Source organism: Agrobacterium sp. 10MFCol1.1 (genome assembly GCF_000381165.1).
Taxonomy (GTDB): domain Bacteria; phylum Pseudomonadota; class Alphaproteobacteria; order Rhizobiales; family Rhizobiaceae; genus Agrobacterium; species Agrobacterium tumefaciens.
In genome coordinates, this window is the sequence record NZ_KB906074.1 from 309,373 (window position 1) to 325,486 (window position 16,114).

Annotated in this window: 15 protein-coding genes; 5 read left to right on the plus strand and 10 right to left on the minus strand. The window is 61.3% G+C overall.

Annotated elements, in window-relative coordinates:
- Window positions 1-79: 79 nt before the first annotated feature.
- The gene (locus tag F617_RS0109850; protein ID WP_019565196.1) at window positions 80-1,393 is read left to right on the plus strand and encodes an MFS transporter; all 1,314 of its coding nucleotides are present in this window, start codon (window positions 80-82) and stop codon (window positions 1,391-1,393) included.
- A 33-nt stretch (window positions 1,394-1,426) separates the two neighbouring features.
- On the opposite strand, the gene F617_RS0109855 is transcribed toward F617_RS0109850, so the two are convergent.
- The 5 genes from F617_RS0109855 to F617_RS0109875 all read right to left on the minus strand — a co-directional run bounded on the left by F617_RS0109855 (window position 1,427) and on the right by F617_RS0109875 (window position 8,860).
- The gene (locus F617_RS0109855) at window positions 1,427-1,840 is read right to left on the minus strand and encodes a GNAT family N-acetyltransferase (protein WP_019565197.1); all 414 of its coding nucleotides are present in this window, start codon (window positions 1,838-1,840) and stop codon (window positions 1,427-1,429) included.
- An 87-nt stretch (window positions 1,841-1,927) separates the two neighbouring features.
- Window positions 1,928-4,015 carry a membrane protein gene (locus F617_RS0109860; RefSeq protein ID WP_019565198.1) on the minus strand — a complete coding sequence of 696 codons (2,088 nt, stop codon included), beginning with the start codon at window positions 4,013-4,015 and terminating at the stop codon, window positions 1,928-1,930.
- 1 nt (window position 4,016) lies between these two features.
- The gene (locus tag F617_RS0109865) at window positions 4,017-6,827 is read right to left on the minus strand and encodes a DUF4159 domain-containing protein (RefSeq protein WP_019565199.1); all 2,811 of its coding nucleotides are present in this window, start codon (window positions 6,825-6,827) and stop codon (window positions 4,017-4,019) included.
- Complete coding sequence (locus tag F617_RS0109870; RefSeq protein WP_003513542.1) at window positions 6,824-7,738, minus strand: DUF58 domain-containing protein; 915 nt, start codon at window positions 7,736-7,738, stop codon at window positions 6,824-6,826. Before F617_RS0109870 ends, F617_RS0109865 begins: the two co-directional genes overlap by 4 nt.
- 111 nt (window positions 7,739-7,849) lie before the next feature.
- Window positions 7,850-8,860: a MoxR family ATPase gene (locus tag F617_RS0109875; RefSeq protein WP_003513541.1), complete on the minus strand. Its 1,011-nt coding sequence runs from the start codon at window positions 8,858-8,860 to the stop codon at window positions 7,850-7,852.
- A 175-nt stretch (window positions 8,861-9,035) separates the two neighbouring features.
- Here F617_RS0109875 and F617_RS0109880 point away from each other — a divergent pair, with 175 nt between their 5' ends.
- From F617_RS0109880 to F617_RS0109890, 3 genes are read left to right on the plus strand one after another with little or no spacing between them, the layout of a single operon-like run.
- On the plus strand, window positions 9,036-9,665 hold the full coding sequence (locus F617_RS0109880) for a DUF1285 domain-containing protein (protein ID WP_013636611.1): 630 nt from the start codon (window positions 9,036-9,038) through the stop codon (window positions 9,663-9,665).
- On the plus strand, window positions 9,662-10,300 hold the full coding sequence (locus F617_RS0109885) for a CoA pyrophosphatase (RefSeq protein WP_003513539.1): 639 nt from the start codon (window positions 9,662-9,664) through the stop codon (window positions 10,298-10,300). The genes F617_RS0109880 and F617_RS0109885 overlap by 4 nt, the downstream gene beginning before the upstream one ends.
- The gene (locus tag F617_RS0109890) at window positions 10,297-11,553 is read left to right on the plus strand and encodes a CCA tRNA nucleotidyltransferase (protein ID WP_019565200.1); all 1,257 of its coding nucleotides are present in this window, start codon (window positions 10,297-10,299) and stop codon (window positions 11,551-11,553) included. Before F617_RS0109885 ends, F617_RS0109890 begins: the two co-directional genes overlap by 4 nt.
- Before the next feature lie 26 nt (window positions 11,554-11,579).
- On the opposite strand, the gene F617_RS0109895 is transcribed toward F617_RS0109890, so the two are convergent.
- The 3 genes from F617_RS0109895 to hemF all read right to left on the minus strand — a co-directional run bounded on the left by F617_RS0109895 (window position 11,580) and on the right by hemF (window position 13,185).
- Window positions 11,580-11,765, minus strand: a complete 186-nt coding sequence (locus F617_RS0109895) for a DUF1059 domain-containing protein (RefSeq protein ID WP_003513537.1) — start codon at window positions 11,763-11,765, stop codon at window positions 11,580-11,582.
- A gap of 119 nt (window positions 11,766-11,884) precedes the next feature.
- A complete protein-coding gene (locus F617_RS0109900) occupies window positions 11,885-12,151 on the minus strand; it encodes a hypothetical protein (protein WP_003513532.1) in 267 nt (88 codons plus the stop codon).
- Window positions 12,152-12,273: 122 nt separating this feature from the next.
- Window positions 12,274-13,185, minus strand: coding sequence for an oxygen-dependent coproporphyrinogen oxidase (gene hemF, locus F617_RS0109905; RefSeq protein ID WP_003513531.1), 912 nt, complete (start codon window positions 13,183-13,185; stop codon window positions 12,274-12,276).
- A gap of 129 nt (window positions 13,186-13,314) precedes the next feature.
- On the opposite strand from hemF, the gene F617_RS0109910 reads away from it, so the two are divergent.
- Window positions 13,315-13,590 (plus strand): hypothetical protein, encoded by a 276-nt coding sequence (locus F617_RS0109910; RefSeq protein ID WP_019565201.1) that lies wholly within the window; start codon window positions 13,315-13,317, stop codon window positions 13,588-13,590.
- Between the two features lie 3 nt (window positions 13,591-13,593).
- Here the strand turns inward: F617_RS0109910 and F617_RS0109915 are convergent, their stop codons facing one another.
- Both F617_RS0109915 and F617_RS0109920 read right to left on the minus strand, forming a co-directional pair.
- Entirely contained in the window at window positions 13,594-15,246 is a 1,653-nt protein-coding gene (locus tag F617_RS0109915; RefSeq protein WP_019565202.1) for a Na/Pi cotransporter family protein, read from the minus strand.
- Window positions 15,247-15,418: 172 nt separating this feature from the next.
- Window positions 15,419-15,892, minus strand: coding sequence for a tRNA (cytidine(34)-2'-O)-methyltransferase (locus tag F617_RS0109920; RefSeq protein WP_003513525.1), 474 nt, complete (start codon window positions 15,890-15,892; stop codon window positions 15,419-15,421).
- Window positions 15,893-16,114: the final 222 nt, after the last annotated feature.

Genomic DNA, 16,114 nt, shown 5'->3' on the forward strand with positions numbered 1-16,114 from the left:
GTACTTCGCAAAATTCAATTCCGTTTCTTTCCCCTATGCGATAGCACTCGTTAGTCGATTTCGGCACGGGGGCGAGCATATGACGGCAATCACCATGAACGATGCGCTGGAACGCGCAGGTGCGGGCGCCTATCAGCGGCGGTTGATGGGTATTTTCGGCCTCGTCTGGGCAGCGGATGCCATGCAGGTGCTTGCGGTCGGCTTCACTGCCGCCTCGATTGCCCTAACGTTTGGCCTGACTGTTCCGCAGGCCCTTCAAACCGGAACGGCCTTCTTCTTTGGCATGCTTTTAGGTGCTGCCGGTTTCGGGCGTCTGGCGGACCGTTATGGTCGCCGCCGTGTGTTGATCGTCACCGTGGCCTGCGATGCCGTGTTCGGTGTACTTTCCGTCTTTGCGCCGAACTTTGCCATTCTTCTTGTCCTACGCTTTTTGACGGGTGCGGCTGTCGGCGGCACCCTGCCGGTGGATTATGCGATGATGGCGGAATTCCTGCCCGCAAAAAACCGGGGGCGCTGGCTGGTTATGCTGGAAGGCTTCTGGGCCATCGGAACCCTGATCGTGGCGCTTGCAGCGTGGGGCGCCAGCCTTGCCGGTGTTGCCGATGCCTGGCGTTATATTTTCGCGGTTACGGCTTTCCCAGCCGTTGTGGGTCTGGGTTTACGGTTCATGGTGCCCGAATCGCCGCTTTACCTCGTGCGGAGAGGTCGATCGGACGAAGCCAAGGTCATCGTCAACCGCATGCTGGTGGTAAACGGCCGCGCGCCACTTGATGCCGGGACAGGGCTTTTTCAGCCCGAGGTTTCAAAAGGGCAGGGGATATTTTCGCCGGCGCTCAGACAGCGCAGCATCATGATCCTTGCCATCTGGTTCCTTGTCTCCGTTTCCTATTATGGGATCTTCACCTGGATGCCGGCAAAACTGGCGGGAGACGGTTTCGGCTTCGTGCGCGGTTATGGTTTCCTCGTGCTGGTGGCACTGGCGCAGATCCCCGGTTATGCGCTTGCGGCCTATGGCGTTGAAAAATGGGGCCGCAAGCCGACGCTGATCGGTTTCTGCCTGCTGTCCGCCCTCGGTTGCCTGCTCTTCACGCTCGCTACAGGCGGCGCAATGATCGCCACATCGCTTCTGATCATGAGCTTTGCGCTGCTTGGCACCTGGGGTGCGCTTTATGCCTTCACGCCCGAATTGTACCCGACGGAATCGCGTGCGACCGGCATGGGGGCTGCGGGCGCCATGGCAAGGCTGGGCGGCCTTCTGGCGCCATCGTTGCTGGGTTATGCCATCGCGCAGGGCTTCGGTTTCGCCATCGGCATTTTCGCTGCGCTGCTGGTGCTGGCTGCGATTGCCGCAACGATGATCAACGCGGAAACGCGGCGGGTGGCGCTCTCCTGACACTGCTGCGCCAACCGCTTTCTTTCGAACGGATTAGAAACGCTTTTCAAGCCATGTGATCGCCTGGCCGCTGGAGAGCGGGGCAAGCGAGCCGATCCTGGTGAAACCGCAGCGCTCATAAAGCCTCAGCGCATCCGGGTTCATCGTGTCGATGTAAGCGCCCATGCAGCCGCGCTTTTTCGCTTCCTCTTCCGCCATGCCGAGAAGCTTCGCGCCTGTGCCTTGACCGCGTAAGGTCTCGGGAATGAAGAGAAGCTGCACATAAAGCCAGCCGCGGCCGGTATAGCCGACAAGACCGCCGGTGACGGTGTTCTCATCGTCGCGGATTGTGATGATGAGTTCGCGTTTGTCGCTTTCGCCAAAACGGGCGAGATTATAGGCCACCAGGGGATCGCGGATGGCCTTTTCAGCTTCTGCATCCGCGATGTCGCTCAAAACGAAATTCATGATTATCTTTCCCAGGTCGCCGAGCGGCGGCCGTTTCTCGTTTCCACTGCGAGACGTGAAAGCGCCTGAGCTTCCACCGGAAAGTTCCTACCGGCCCTCACGCCACCAGAGCGCGGAGAAAGCAAGGAGCAGGGCGGCAAGCCCGGCAAAACCGGCAAACAGCGGTAGGGTGTTGACACCTTTCAGCACAGTCTCGTCGGTCATGCGTATCAGCATGCGATCCTCATCGGCAACCCTGATATTACCCCTGACAGGCAGGATATCGGGCAGTGCCACGCGGCCCGAATTGTCGGCGACACGGTGCACGCTGCCCTTGGTGGCGTCGGCAAGCGGCTTCAGCGTTTCGGTTGTCGAAATCATTGCCTTGAATTCCGGCGCATCCACCGCGCCGACATGGACGAGCGTAGTGAAATCGCCGTTCTTGATTTCGAACAGGCCGGTCTCGTCCATGCGACGCTCGATCTTGTAGAGACCGGGCTCGGTATTGTTGAAGGCCATGTTTTCGGTTTTGCCCGAGGGGAAATGCACGCTTGCCTGACCGGGGTCGTCGCCGATGGTCTGGCGGGTAATTTGCAATGTGCGGCCGTTGGCGCGCGCCGTCAGCGCCTCTTCCTCAAGCTCCGGTTCCTTCATCAGCCAGTGGGCGATGCGCCGGTAAAGTGCCACATGCGGGCCGCCGCCTTCGTAGCCACGCGCCCAAAGCCAGCCTTGATCGGAAAGCAGCATGGCGACACGGCCTTCACCCTGGCGGTTCAGCACCAGCAGCGGGTCCTGCCCGTCACCCAGCATCACGGTCTGGCCCTGCGGCGGCTCGACGCTGACGGTGCGGAACCAGCGGCCCCAATGCGGCGGCTCATCGCCCGACCCTTCCAGCCCACGGGTAACGGGGTGTTTCTTGCCCGCTTCCGAGAGGCGGGGATAAAAGGCGGACTGATGCACTTGGCCTGTCGGCTGGGCCGGCAGCACGGATGCAAGCGGCGTCATGGCGATCGAATCCTGACCGGCATGTTCCGGGCCAGCTGCGATCAATAGCGCGCCGCCCTTTTCGACATATTGCGCGATGTAATCGTAATAGAGGATCGGCAGCACGCCGCGATGCTGGTAGCGGTCAAAGATAATGAGGTCGAAATCCTCGATCTTTTCCACGAACAATTCGCGTGTGGGGAAGGCGATCAGCGACAGTTCGTTGATCGGCGTACCGTCCTGTTTTTCCGGCGGCCGCAGAATGGTGAAATGCACCAGATCAACCGAGGCGTCGGATTTCAGGAGGTTGCGCCAGGCGCGCTCGCCCGCATGCGGCTCGCCGGAGACCAGCAGCACGCGCAGGTTCTGGCGGATACCTTCTATCAGGTGAACCGCACGGTTGTTCGCGGCCGTCACTTCGCCGGGAAGCTCGGCGACGGAAAATTCCATGACATTGTTGCCGCCGCGCGGAACCTTGAAAGTAAAGGGTGTCGGCTGGCCGGGTGTGGCCTGCAAGGTGGCGATTTCTTCGCCGTTCATCTTCACGGTTACTTCCGCCGAACCACCGCCTGCGGCTGCACGGCCATCATCGAAGACGCGCAGCGTCAGTTGCTGTTCCTCGTTGACGATGCCAAAGCGGGGCGCGCGGACAATCTCGATACGGCGGTCGAATTCATCGGCCTTGCCGGTGATCAGCCCGTGGAGGGGAGCGCGGAAACCAAGCGCCTGTTCGGCATTGGGCAGAGCATTCGGAATATCGTGGATCTGGCCATCGCTGAGGAAAATCGCACCGCCGACGCGGGAGGGTGAAACATCCGAGACGGCAGAGGAGAGGGCCGAGAAAAGCTGCGTCGAAGGTGAATCGCTCTCACCATCATCACGCACTTCCACGATGCGCGGTTCGATGCGCGGGAAGCGCGACAGCCGGTCTTTCAGCGCGGCAAGCGCCGTATCCGTCATCTGCGGTCGGTCCTGCACGTCCTGGCTCTGCGATCGATCGACGATAACGGGGACGATTGTGGAGAGAGGCTCGCGTTCCTCCTGCGTCAAAAGCGGATTGGCGATGGCGGCAAGCAGGGCGACAAGCGCCAGCCCGCGCAGCCATGCGCCGCGCACGCCGCGCCACAGGCCGATGAAGGAGAGAAGAAGGGCGGCGACGGCCAGAACGGCAATAACGATCCACGGCAGGAAGGGGGCGAATGTCAATGTCATGTCACTGCCCCAACCGTTCGAGAAGTGCGGGAACGTGTACCTGATCGGCCTTGTAGTTGCCGGTCAGCATATACATCATGATGTTGACGCCAGAGCGAAACGCATGTTCGCGCTGCAACTCGTCCGGCGGCACAGTGGGCAGCACCGGCGCGCCCTGCGCATCGACGGCCCATGCGCCGGCAAAATCATTGCCTGTTATCATGATCGGCGTCACGCCATCGCCGGAGGAAGAGAGGCCGGAGGTAGTCTTCGCCGCCCCCTGGCGCGATTCCACCCAGAGCGGCGAGCCGTTGTAACGGCCGGGGAAATTGGTGAGCAGGTAGAAAGACCGCGTCAGGACGTGGTCTTCCGGCACGGGCTCCAGCGGCGGAATATCGATATTGGCGAGGATCGCCTGCAAACGTTCGCCATTGGGGCTGGTCGCGCCAGTGTCGAGCGACGAAAACTGATCGCGCGTGTCGAACAGAACGGTGCCACCGGCGCGCATATAGGCATCGATACGCGATATGGCAGCGCTCGACGGCATGGGGGCGGAGGCCGACACCGGCCAGTAGATGATCGGGTAAAAGGATAATTCGTCCTTGGATATATCGAGGCCGACCGGCTGGCCGGGCTCCAGCGTCGTGCGCCAGGTCAGGAATTCGCTCAATCCCTGCAAACCCTGTTCGGAAATGCGGTCGACATCGTCCTCGCCGGTGCGGACATAAGCGAGATGCGTCGTGTCCAGCCGCTCGAAAATCTGCTCGTCACCGGGTTTGGGGTCGTCGGCGCGCGCATCGCTCGAGGACATTGCGGCGAAGGCGCCAATGGCCAGCAGCACGGTGGCAGCTGTGGCGCTGCGGGCTTTCGGCAGGCGTGCGAAGGCGCCGTTCATAAAGAGCACGATGAGACTGTCGGCAATCAACATCAGGAAGGCGGCGATGAACAAGGCCGGGCGCAGCGATTTCGCCGTTTCGCCGATCAGTGCTTCGCTGGTGGTGTTGACACCCGCGACCGAGGTATCGAGCGGGCGAAGCGTGGCGCCAGCCGGTAGAAGATTGAGAGCCACGAAACCATCCTCTGTGCCATAAAGGCCGGGGGGATTGTCGAAACCGGTGCGGGGAGCCTGACCGGGGCGCATTTCCAACGGCCGGGCGGAGCCGACATCGGCTGACAAAGCACCTTCGGCCGTCAGTAGCCGGAAGGGCGGCAATGCTGCGGCGGGGGCATTCGCGGAGGTGGAAGCACCGCCTGCCTTGGACAATTGCACGATACGGCGCAACATATCGACGAAGTGGCCTGATATCGGCAGGTCGGACCAGCTTGCCTCGGCGCTGACATGGAACAGCACGATGCGGCCCGCTTCGACATTGCGGGTGGTGACGAGTGGCGTGCCGTCGGCAAGGCTCGCCCAGGTGCGCTCGGCAAGGTCGGGTGTCGGTTCGGCCAGAACCTGCCGTTTTACGAGCACGCCATCGGCCTTCGGCATTCCGGCAAAGGCGCCGAAATTCGGGAAATCGGCAAGCGGCTGTGGCTCGGCCCATGAGAGCGCGCCGCCAAGTGCGCGTTCACCCTGCCGCAACGTCACCGGCACCAGCGGATCATTGGTGGGGGCTGCGGCAAGGCGCGGTCCGGCAAAACGGATCAGCGTGCCGCCGGCGGCAAGCCAGCGCTGCATCGGCTCATAGGTCTCCTGCGGCAGACGTCCGATATCGGCCATGACGATGACGGAAGGATTGGATTGCAGGATTTCCGGGATCGCCTGCGCAAGATCTGCCTGTCGTTGCGGGATGAGATCGACAAAAGGCTGAAGGGCGCGGCTGATGTAATAAAGCGGCTGCAGCAGCGGCTGGAAATCATTGCCGGTTTCACCGGCCAGCAGCGCCACGCGGCGGCGGCGGAAACCGTCATCCAGAAGATGCACCGCGCCCGCCGTCGAGACTGCCTCGATGGAGAGGCGGGCGAAGTCGTTGCGCAATTCGAAAGGCGCTTCCACCGTCGCCGTCGTTTCCGCTTCGCCGGGGGCGAAACTGGCGGTGCCAGTGGCAAGGATGCGGCCCTGGCTGTCCTGCGCATTGACGGTCAACCGGCTGGGGGAGGCCGTGTCGAGCCGCGATAGCGTGACGCTCATCGCATCGGCATTGTTGGTGGCGCCGGTAATGGCGGCGATGGATTTCCCATCACCCGTGACGATGCGGAACTCGGCAGCTGAGAGGCTGGCCAGCGTTTTGAGTGCGCTTTCATCCTGCGCGGTGGCAACGCCGTCGGCAATATAGGCGAGCGTGCCGGGGGAGGTGCCGTTGAGCGCCTCGGTAATGGCTTCCGCCGTGCGCACGCGGTCCGGCGCAAGCGGCTTCGGCTTGGCGGCGGCGAGCTTGTCCAGCGCCACCGCCGTGGTGGCAGGCACGGCGTCATGTTCGGCATCTGCGGTGAAGCTGATGGAAACGGGGCGATCGGCCCTTTCCGCATCGCCGATCAGGGCCTGAGCGGTTTCGACGCGTCTCTGCCAATCAGTTGCGGAGGCCCAGCTATTATCGACCACAAGCACCAGGGGACCAGTGCCGGCAATGCTGTTGTTGCGGGGGTTCACCACCGGATCGGCCAGCGCGAAAATCACGGCGGCGGCGAGCGCGATGCGCAGCAATGTCAGCCACCACGGGCTTTTCGAGGGCGTTTCCTCGCGCTTCAGCACGGTGGCCAGAATTTTCAGCGGCGGAAAAACCTCTGCCTTGGGGCGCGGCGGGGTGAGCCGCAGCAGCCACCAGATGGCTGGAAGCGCCAGAAGGCCGAAGAGAATATAGGGGCTGGTGAAGACGAAGGGCAATGCGCTCATCGGTTGCCACCGCCTTGCGCGGGCGCACCCGATAAATACATGTGAACAGCCACAAGCGCCTCGGAGGCGAGATGATCGGTGCGGTGAAACACGAAATTCCAGCCGAGACGGCGCAGCGACGAAGACAGCGCTTCGCGGCGGGCGAGATAGGCGCGGGTATAATCCTCGCGAATGGTTTCCGCGCGGCCGGAGACGAGTTTTTCACCGGTTTCCGGGTCGGTAAATTCGGTGCGGCCCGAATAGGGGAAGGTTTCTTCGGCCGGATCGGCGATTTCCACCACATGGCCGCGCAAGCCGCGCCGCGCGAGTGGCGAAATCCGCTCCATAACGTTTTTCGCATCGTCGAGAAAATCGCCTATGAGGACGATGTCGCTTGCACCGCGGATCATGCCCGTTTCCGGCATGCCTGTGGTGAGCGGCGCGTGCATGATGGCGGCAGCCAGACGTTCGGCGGCGTTTCTGGCCGAGATGGGCTCCATGATACCGGGACAACCTATGCGCTCGCCCGAGCGCGCAAGGATTTCCGCCAGCGCCAGCATCAGCACCAATGCGCGGCTTTCCTTGGAAACAGAGCCGAGTGTGGATTTGAACATCATCGACGGCGACATGTCGGCCCACAGCCAGATGGTGTGGGCAGCTTCCCATTCGCGATCGCGCACATAGGTGTGGTCGTCGCGGGCCGAGCGTCGCCAGTCGATGCGCGACAGGCTCTCGCCTTCGGCATAGGGGCGGAACTGCCAGAAATTCTCGCCAATGCCACGCTTGCGGCGGCCGTGCCAGCCGGCGGTGACGGTGTTGGCGATGCGCTTGGCTTCGACCATGCAGTCCGGCACCAGTGCGGCACGCTGGCGCGCGCGCGCCAGGACTTCGCTACCCGGTGTCTTATCTACGATCTGGCCGATGGATGCCACAGGCACTCCTTTCGAGAAAGCTTAGGCAGATGTCAGAGCGGCGGGCCGCTCCGAGTTTTTGTCGAGCATCGGATTTTCCGAAAACAGCGTCACACTTTTCGGTCCGATGCCTTAGTTCTTCGCCTGCTCCACAAGGGCTGCGATGACATCGCGCACTGACATGCCTTCGGCGCGGGCGGCGAATGTCAGCGCCATGCGGTGCTCCAGCACCGGTTCGGCCAGCGCATAGACATCGTCCAGCGACGGCGCGAGCCTGCCTTCGTAAAGCGCACGGGCGCGTGCCGTCAGCATCAGGGACTGGCCGGCGCGGGGACCCGGGCCCCAAACAACGTGTTTGTCGGTCAATTTGTTGCCGTGGCCGGGGCGGGCAGAGCGGACAAGCGAAAGAATCGCGTCCACCACCTTGTCGCTGACCGGCATCTGGCGGATGAGGGCCTGGATTTCCATCATGCGTTCGGCGTCGATAACCTTGCGTGCCTCGCCCGATGCGGTGCCTGTCGTGTCGAGCAATATCTGGCGTTCGGCGGCAAGCTCGGGATAGCCGACATCCACCTGCAGCAGGAAGCGGTCGAGCTGCGCTTCAGGCAGTGGATAGGTGCCCTCCTGTTCCAGCGGATTCTGGGTTGCGAGAACGTGGAAGGGTTTCGGCAGGTCGTAGCGCTGGCCGGCCATGGTGATGTGATATTCCTGCATGGCCTGCAGCAGCGCGGACTGCGTGCGCGGGCTGGCGCGGTTGATTTCATCCGCCATCAGCAATTGGGCAAACACCGGACCTTTTATGAAGCGGAAGGAGCGCCGCCCGTTTTCATCCTGATCCATGACTTCGGAGCCGAGAATATCCGATGGCATGAGGTCCGGTGTGAACTGGATGCGGTTGGCATCGAGCCCGAGAACCGTTCCGAGCGTGGTGACGAGCTTGGTCTTGGCAAGCCCGGGAACGCCGACGAGCAACGCGTGGCCGCCCGAGAGTATTGCGAGAAGCGTGTTCTGAACCACTTTTTCCTGGCCGAAGATGACCTTGGATACCTCCGCGCGGATCGCGGCAATATCCGAAAGCGCCTTTTCGGCCGAGGCGACGATGGCTTTTTCGTCGAGGGTTTCGCCGGTATTCATCACGCCCATGTCGCTCTCCTCATACCTTTGCCGCCGACCCATTCCTGCCCCGATCTTGATCGCCATTGGCCGGGGCGGATTTCGCGCTGCAACTAGCTTATTGCTCTCTTGGCCGCTGACAAGCGCCATTCGAATGACTATGTCGTGACTTAGTATTTCCTTATCGGCAAAGCGAGACTCGAATATGGCAGCGGAGACGATAAATTCGGCAAGCGATGCAGCAGGGCTGGCGGCGATGATTTCCCGCGCCGCCGAGCAGACCGGCGACGCCAAACGTGGACCTGCCCCGGTGGAGCGCTGGAATCCCCCCTTTTGCGGCGATCTCGACATGGAAATCCGCGCAGACGGCACCTGGTTCTATATGGGTACGCCCATTGGCCGGGCGCCGCTTGTGCGGCTGTTTTCCACGGTCCTGCGCAAGGATGACGACGGCAAGACCTATCTTGTAACTCCTGTGGAAAAAGTCGGCATCCGCGTGGTGGATGCACCTTTCGTGGCCGTCGAGATGAAGGTGACGGCGGGCGAGAAGGATGGCGGACCGCTGCTGACCTTCCGCACCAATGTCGGCGATGTGGTGGAGGCCGGGCCGGAGCATCCGCTACGCTTTACGATTTTCGGAGAAAACCGCGAATTGAAACCCTATATTCTGGTGCGCGGCAGGCTGGAGGCGCTCGTCTCGCGGGCGGTGATGTATGATCTCGTGGCACTCGGCGAGGTGATCGATGTGGACGGTGTCGAGATGTTTGCCGTGCGCTCGGGCGGGGTTGTCTTTCCCGTGATGCCCGCCAATGAACTGGAACGGCTTTCGCAATGACAATGACGACAACCCGCCTTGAAACTTTTACCGCCGCCGATTTCCGCCGCCGGGTGCTGGAGGAAGGCGAGGGCGTGGCGGAACGCGAGAATGGCGATCATCTGCTCAATCCGGGCGTGGTGCTTTCGGGAAACGGCATAAGGCTGAAGGACGCCGCCGTGCTGGTGCCTGTCATCGACGACGGCAACGAAGCGCGGGTGATCTTCACCCAGCGCACCGCAACCCTGCGCAAACATTCCGGCCAGATTTCCTTTCCGGGCGGTGGCATCGATGCTGGGGACCGCACACCGGAAGAGGCGGCCCTGCGCGAGACGGAAGAGGAGATCGGCCTCTCGCGATCTTTCGTGGAAACAGTCGGGCGTCTGCCGGATTATATTTCCGGTACCGGTTTTCGCATCAAGCCGGTGCTGTCGGTCGTTCGTCCCGGCTTTGACCTGACGCTCAATCCCACGGAAGTGGATGAGGTTTTCGAGGTGCCGCTGTCTTTCCTGATGGACCCAGCCAATCACGGGCGCGGCAGCCGCATCTTTCAGGGGAAGGAGCGGTTTTTCTACGAAATGCCCTATGGCGAGCGCTACATTTGGGGCATTACGGCGGGCATCGTACGGACGATTTACGAGAGGTTTTATTCATGAGCAGCCTTGCCGGGCGGGACTGGTTTGAAAAGCCGGCGCTGAAGCGCATCTTCGCGCTGTTGAACGCCGATGGCGGCGAGGTGCGGATCGTCGGCGGCGCCGTGCGCAATGCGCTGATGGAACAGCCGGTCGTTGATGTCGATATGGCGACGACGCTTACCCCCGATGTGGTGGTTGAGCGCGCGAAGGCGGCGGGCATCAAGGCGGTACCGACCGGCATTGAACACGGCACGGTGACGCTGGTGATCGACGGCGAGGGTTTCGAGGTGACGACGCTGCGCCGCGATGTCGAGACCAATGGCCGCCATGCGCAGGTCGCTTTTGGCACAGACTGGCAAACCGATGCCGAGCGGCGCGATCTCACCATCAACGCACTTTACGCCGACGAGAAGGGCGAGATCATCGACCTCATCGATGGCCTTCCCGACATTGAAACCGGCACGGTGCGTTTCATCGGCGATGCGGCAATGCGGATTTCGGAAGATTATCTGCGGATTCTTCGGTTCTTCCGCTTTTTTGCCCACTATGGCTCCGGTCGTCCTGATGCCGATGGCTTGCGCGCCAGTGCGCGGGCCAAGGACAAGCTTGGGACACTCTCGGCCGAGCGGGTGTGGAGCGAGCTGAAAAAGCTGCTTTCCGCGCGCGATCCCTCCCGCGCCTTGCTGTGGATGCGGCAATCCGGCGTGTTGGCGGAAATTCTTCCCGAAACGGAAAAATGGGGTATCGACGCAATTCACGGGCTGGTGGCAACCGAACAGGCGCTTGGCTGGACAGTTGACCCGATGCTGCGGCTTGCTGCCATAGTGCCGCCCGACAGGGAGAGGCTAACGGCGCTTGCTGGGCGGCTGCGGCTGTCGAAGGCTGAAGCTGCATATCTCGCCCACTGGGCTTCCGCGCCGGTGATCGATCCGGAGATGAAGGAGACGGCGCTCGACCGGCTGCTTTACCGGCAGGGCGTTGACGGTGTGAAGACGCGGCTGAAACTGGCGCTTGCCTCGGCCCGCGCCGACCTTTCGGGCGGTGAGGCGGCGATGCAGAAAGTCGCGCGGCTTTCGACGCTGCTGACGAGAGCGAACAAGTTCCACAAGCCCGGCTTTCCGCTGAGCGGCGCTGATGTGATGGCCGCGGGCGTGGAGTCCGGTCCGAAGGTAGGCGAGGTGCTGAAAAGCCTCGAAGAAAAGTGGATCGACGTCAATTTCTCGCTAGACCGGGCAGCGCTGACCGCCCGGCTGAAGGAAATGCTGGAGAATTGAGATCACAGTGTCGGAGGCGTTGCGGCTCAGGCCGCATTTGCCTCGTCGCGGATGCGGGATTTGATGTTTTCGATCATGTTTTCGCGGATGATGGTTTCGCCGTGGGCCGATCGCATATGTTCCACGGTGCGGCGCACGACTTCCGCGTCGTCATCCGCGCGGGTGTGCCAGGCACAGCCGGGCACGAGCGTTCCACATTCAAACAGTCTCATGGTCTTGCCTCCCTGTTTTAGACAGAGGGACAGCCTGCAAATGCCTGCTGTCCCTCTGACAAGAAACGAACGGTCGCCGCTAATGTTCCAGAGCGGCGTCCGCTGACCCTGTTCAGGCCCTATTCGGGCATCGCCCAGCACTGGAAAACAGAGGATGTGCCGGCTGCCGGGATTTTTGTACGAGGCATTTCGTCATTGTCGGCCCGCGTCACCGCTTTTCCGGCAAGCGTGCGTTTTACTTGTTCGACATAAAAGGAATGCGGCAGTTCGCGATCGCCGGTGGCACGCATTTCCGCTGCCATGCGGTCGATCAAATCAGGTGTATCGATGGAATGCGAGGCTCCCTCAGCGGAAGCGGATATAGGCATGCTGTTCGAAGTAATCATGACGATAGCTCCTCCAGTACGTCTGCACGCAGGAGATTATCATTGCCTTTATTTTTCCATAAGTCCTAATTTGCGCGATTTGCGCCCAAATTCCTGACGGGCGTCAAATTTACGTGAGTATTTCAGGGCCACCGGACCACGGGTGGCAGGGAAGACAGAATCGATTCGACATTGCCGCCGGTCTTGAGGCCGAAGATCGTGCCGCGGTCGTAAAGCAGGTTGAATTCCACATAGCGGCCACGGCGAATGAGCTGCTCGTCGCGGTCCTCTTCCGTCCAGGGCTGGTTGAAATTGGATCGCACGATTTTTGGGTAGACCAGGTTGAAGGCGCGGCCAACATCCTGCACGAAGGCGAAATTGGCGTCCCAGCCGCCCTTTTCCTCTTCCGGGTGCAGCCAGTCGAAAAAGATGCCGCCGGTGCCGCGCGGCTCGTTGCGGTGCTTGAGGAAGAAGTACTCGTCGCACCACGACTTGTAGCGCGGATAGTCGGCCACGGGATGGCGGTTACAGGTGATCTCGAAGCCGCGGTGGAAAAGCTGGGTGTCCGGATCCTGTTCCGTCCGCCGGCGTCCAAGGACGGGCGTCAGGTCCGCGCCGCCGCCGAACCAGTGGCTGGTGGTGACGACCATGCGGGTATTCATATGAACAGCCGGCACATTGGGATTGACCGGATGGGCGATCAGCGAAATGCCCGAGGCCCAGAAGCTGGGGTCTTCTTCCGCACCCGGTATCTGCTGGCGGAATTCCGGCGAGAACTCACCATAGACGGTGGAGGTGTGGACGCCGACCTTTTCGAAGACGCGGCCCTCCATCATCGACATCTTGCCGCCGCCGCCCGCGCCATTGTCGCGCAGCCAGTCCTTCTGCACGAAGCGTCCCGGTTCCTGATCGGCGAGCGGGCCGCTCAGCTCGTCTTCAAGGGTTTCGAAGGAGGTAACGATGGTGTCGCGCAGATGCTGGAACCAGGCCTGGGCGGCGGCCTTCTTGTCTTCTATGTCCTCGGGCAAGCCCTTCGGCAAAGATGGCCGTTCCATGCATGTTCTCCTTTGGTGAAGTCGATTCCCTGTCGCATCTAGCAGGTGCTGGCCTTGCGCACAAATTCGACTCGCCAAGTTCACATGCGGGCACTATCTTTAGCGATGTAGGTGCCAGAGGTGAATATCATGACGAAATTTGCCGGACCGCCGCCCCTGGACGGGCTGAAGCGCAGGATCGCCAATCACCGCAAGGCGCGTGAAAGTGACGGCGGCGATGCGATGCGCAACGGCATGTTCGTGCGGCAGACCTTTTGTCTCGACCGTGAAGAAGCCCGTGCCAAGGCGCGCGAGTGGTTCGACAGTTTTCCGAAGGCCGCCTATTGGACCGAAGTGGAAAGCTGGCGGCAGCTGGAAGGCGACCGCATCGAATTCACCATGCGGCGGCTTCCTTCGGCAGACTAAGCTTTAAGCACGCGGTTCGGCGTAACGCAGGCGGCTTTCGATCAAAACGCCGCTTTCATCCAGAATGGGATGCGCCACAGACACGATATGGGCGTTTATGCGCTTCAGGTCGCGCAGCATGTCGAGATGCAGTGAACTCGTCTGCATGCTTTCCGTCAGCCCATCGCGCAGCCGCTCCAGATGGCGGTTGGACGACTGTTTTTCGAGGCGGCGTATATCCACCTTGCTTTCCATCAGCCGGCGGGCGAGATCGAAATCGCCGGTCACCAGAATGCTCTGGGCGGCCCGCAGATTTTCGATTGTCATGTCGAACAGCGTCTTCAACTCCTCATAACCGTCGTCGGAAAATTTGAAGCTGTTCAGCACCTTCTTGCGGATCTGCTCGCAAATGCCTTTTTCGATGATGTCGCCGATATGTTCGAGATTGATCGCGTAATCGATGATGGCGATCGAACGGCGCGCTTCGTCGTCTGCAAGCCCTTTGCGCCCCAGTTGGGAAAGATAGACCTTCACCTCCTGCTGACGGCGATCGACCTTCTTTTCGAGCAGGGACACCTCCTGAAGGGGTGCCAGATCATTATGCTTGAAGGCGTTTTCGGCGCGGATCAGCATGCGCTCGATAGCATCGCCGACGCTCAAGACCTCACGCGTGGCATTGGCGAGCGCCACAACAGGCGTATCCAGCGCCTGCTGATCGAGGAAATTCGGGCCATCTTCGGTTTTCGGATCGCCCGGCACCAGCTTTGCCATCAGGTCGGATATGAGGGCTGAGAAGGGCCAGGCAACCGCTGCTAGAATGACATTGAAGATGAGATGCGCATCAACAGGCAATTTGGCGGGCGAAAGCGGCAATTGCTGCAAAAGCGTTGCGCCATAGGATGCTAGTGGCATGGCGATGAGGCAGCCGATGGTGCGCACCACAAGGTTGCCGATGGTGATGCGCCGCGCCGAGGCCGGACCGGAGAGCGTGGCGATGACCGGCGGAATGGCGCCGCCGAGATTGGCGCCGAGAATGAGAACGATGATGAGACCGGCGGACAGCGTGCCGGTAGCAGCAAGCGACAGGATAAGCACCACGACAGCGAGGCTGGAGGAGGAGACGAAGGCCAGCACGGCGGAGAAGATCAGCGCGACGGGCCATGCGCCATCAAGCAGACCGATGAAGACGCCAAGGGCTGGCGAGGCACGCATCGGTTCGGTCGCGCCGCTCAACAGATGCAATGACAGAAGCATCAGGCCGATGCCGATGACCGCGGTTCCGCCACCTTGTCGGGCGTTTGAGCTACCCTTTTTGAGCACGATACCGGAGAGGATCAGCAGCGGCGACAGCCACTCCACACCGGCCGCGACAATCCAGGCGGTGACGGCGGTGCCGACATTGGCGCCGAGCAGCACGACCTGCGCCATGCGCGGCTTGATGAGATCGCGTTCTGCGAAGGAGGCGACGGTAAGCGCGGTTGCCGTCGAGCTTTGCAGCGCGACAGTGGCGAAAAAGCCGGAAAAGAAGGAACGCGGGCCGCTCTGGGTGCCCGTCGCCAATACACTTCGCAGTTTCATGCCGAAGGCACGGGTAACCCCATCCTTGACCTGGGCAAGACCAAAGAGCAGCAGCGCGACTGCGCCGAGAAGGTTGACGATGACAATGGTGGATTGCATGCGACGTCTCCTCACACCCGCCGGCGGATGGCTGCGGCGAGGGCGATTTTTGTTGTCCGGCTAATAAGTATAGGAGCCTGAACGCCTTCGGTACAGGCCGGGTTGCGACAGTTTTGAAGCAAAAACGGTCAATTTTTGTATTTGCATGAAAAAATGGCGCTAAAAAAGGCGCTTAAGACCATGCGGTCTGGCGCAAAGCCTCGCCGGTGATCATCGCGGCGGACATTGCGACGTTGATGGAGCGCTGCCCCTCGACCATCGGGATGATGATTCGCTCCTGCGCCTTCTCATGCACGTGGTCTGGCACACCAGCACTTTCACGGCCGAAAAGCAGGATATCGTCGTGGCGATAGGCGATTTTCGTATAGGGCAGGGCGGCCTTGGTGGAGGCGAGAACGAGGCGGCGGCCGGTGGTTGCGCGCCACTCCTCAAACCGGTCCCAGCTGACGTGGCGCGTCAGCGCCGCCGCTGCGATATAATCCATGCCTGCCCTTTTCAGGTTGCGGTCGGAAATATCGAAACCGGCCGGCTCGATGATATCGACGCCGAGGCCGAGACAGGCCGCCAGCCGCAGGATCGTGCCGGTATTGCCGGGAATATCCGGCTGGTAGAGGGCAATCCTGATTTCGGGTCTGATATCGCTCATGGTCTTCTCACCGCATTTGGAATGTCGGAGCGCTTATCACGGGCGGCGGGTTTGTGACAGATGCAGCCGGAGAAGACCGTTTCGAAGAGTGCCGTATTCATTCGCGTGACACACAGTCGGGCTACCCATTAACCAACGTGTCGTCAGGCCGATCCGGCACATCCGGTTGCGTCGGATCGGCGTTGTTTCGATCCGGATCCCGCGCAGCAAAAACAGGAAGAT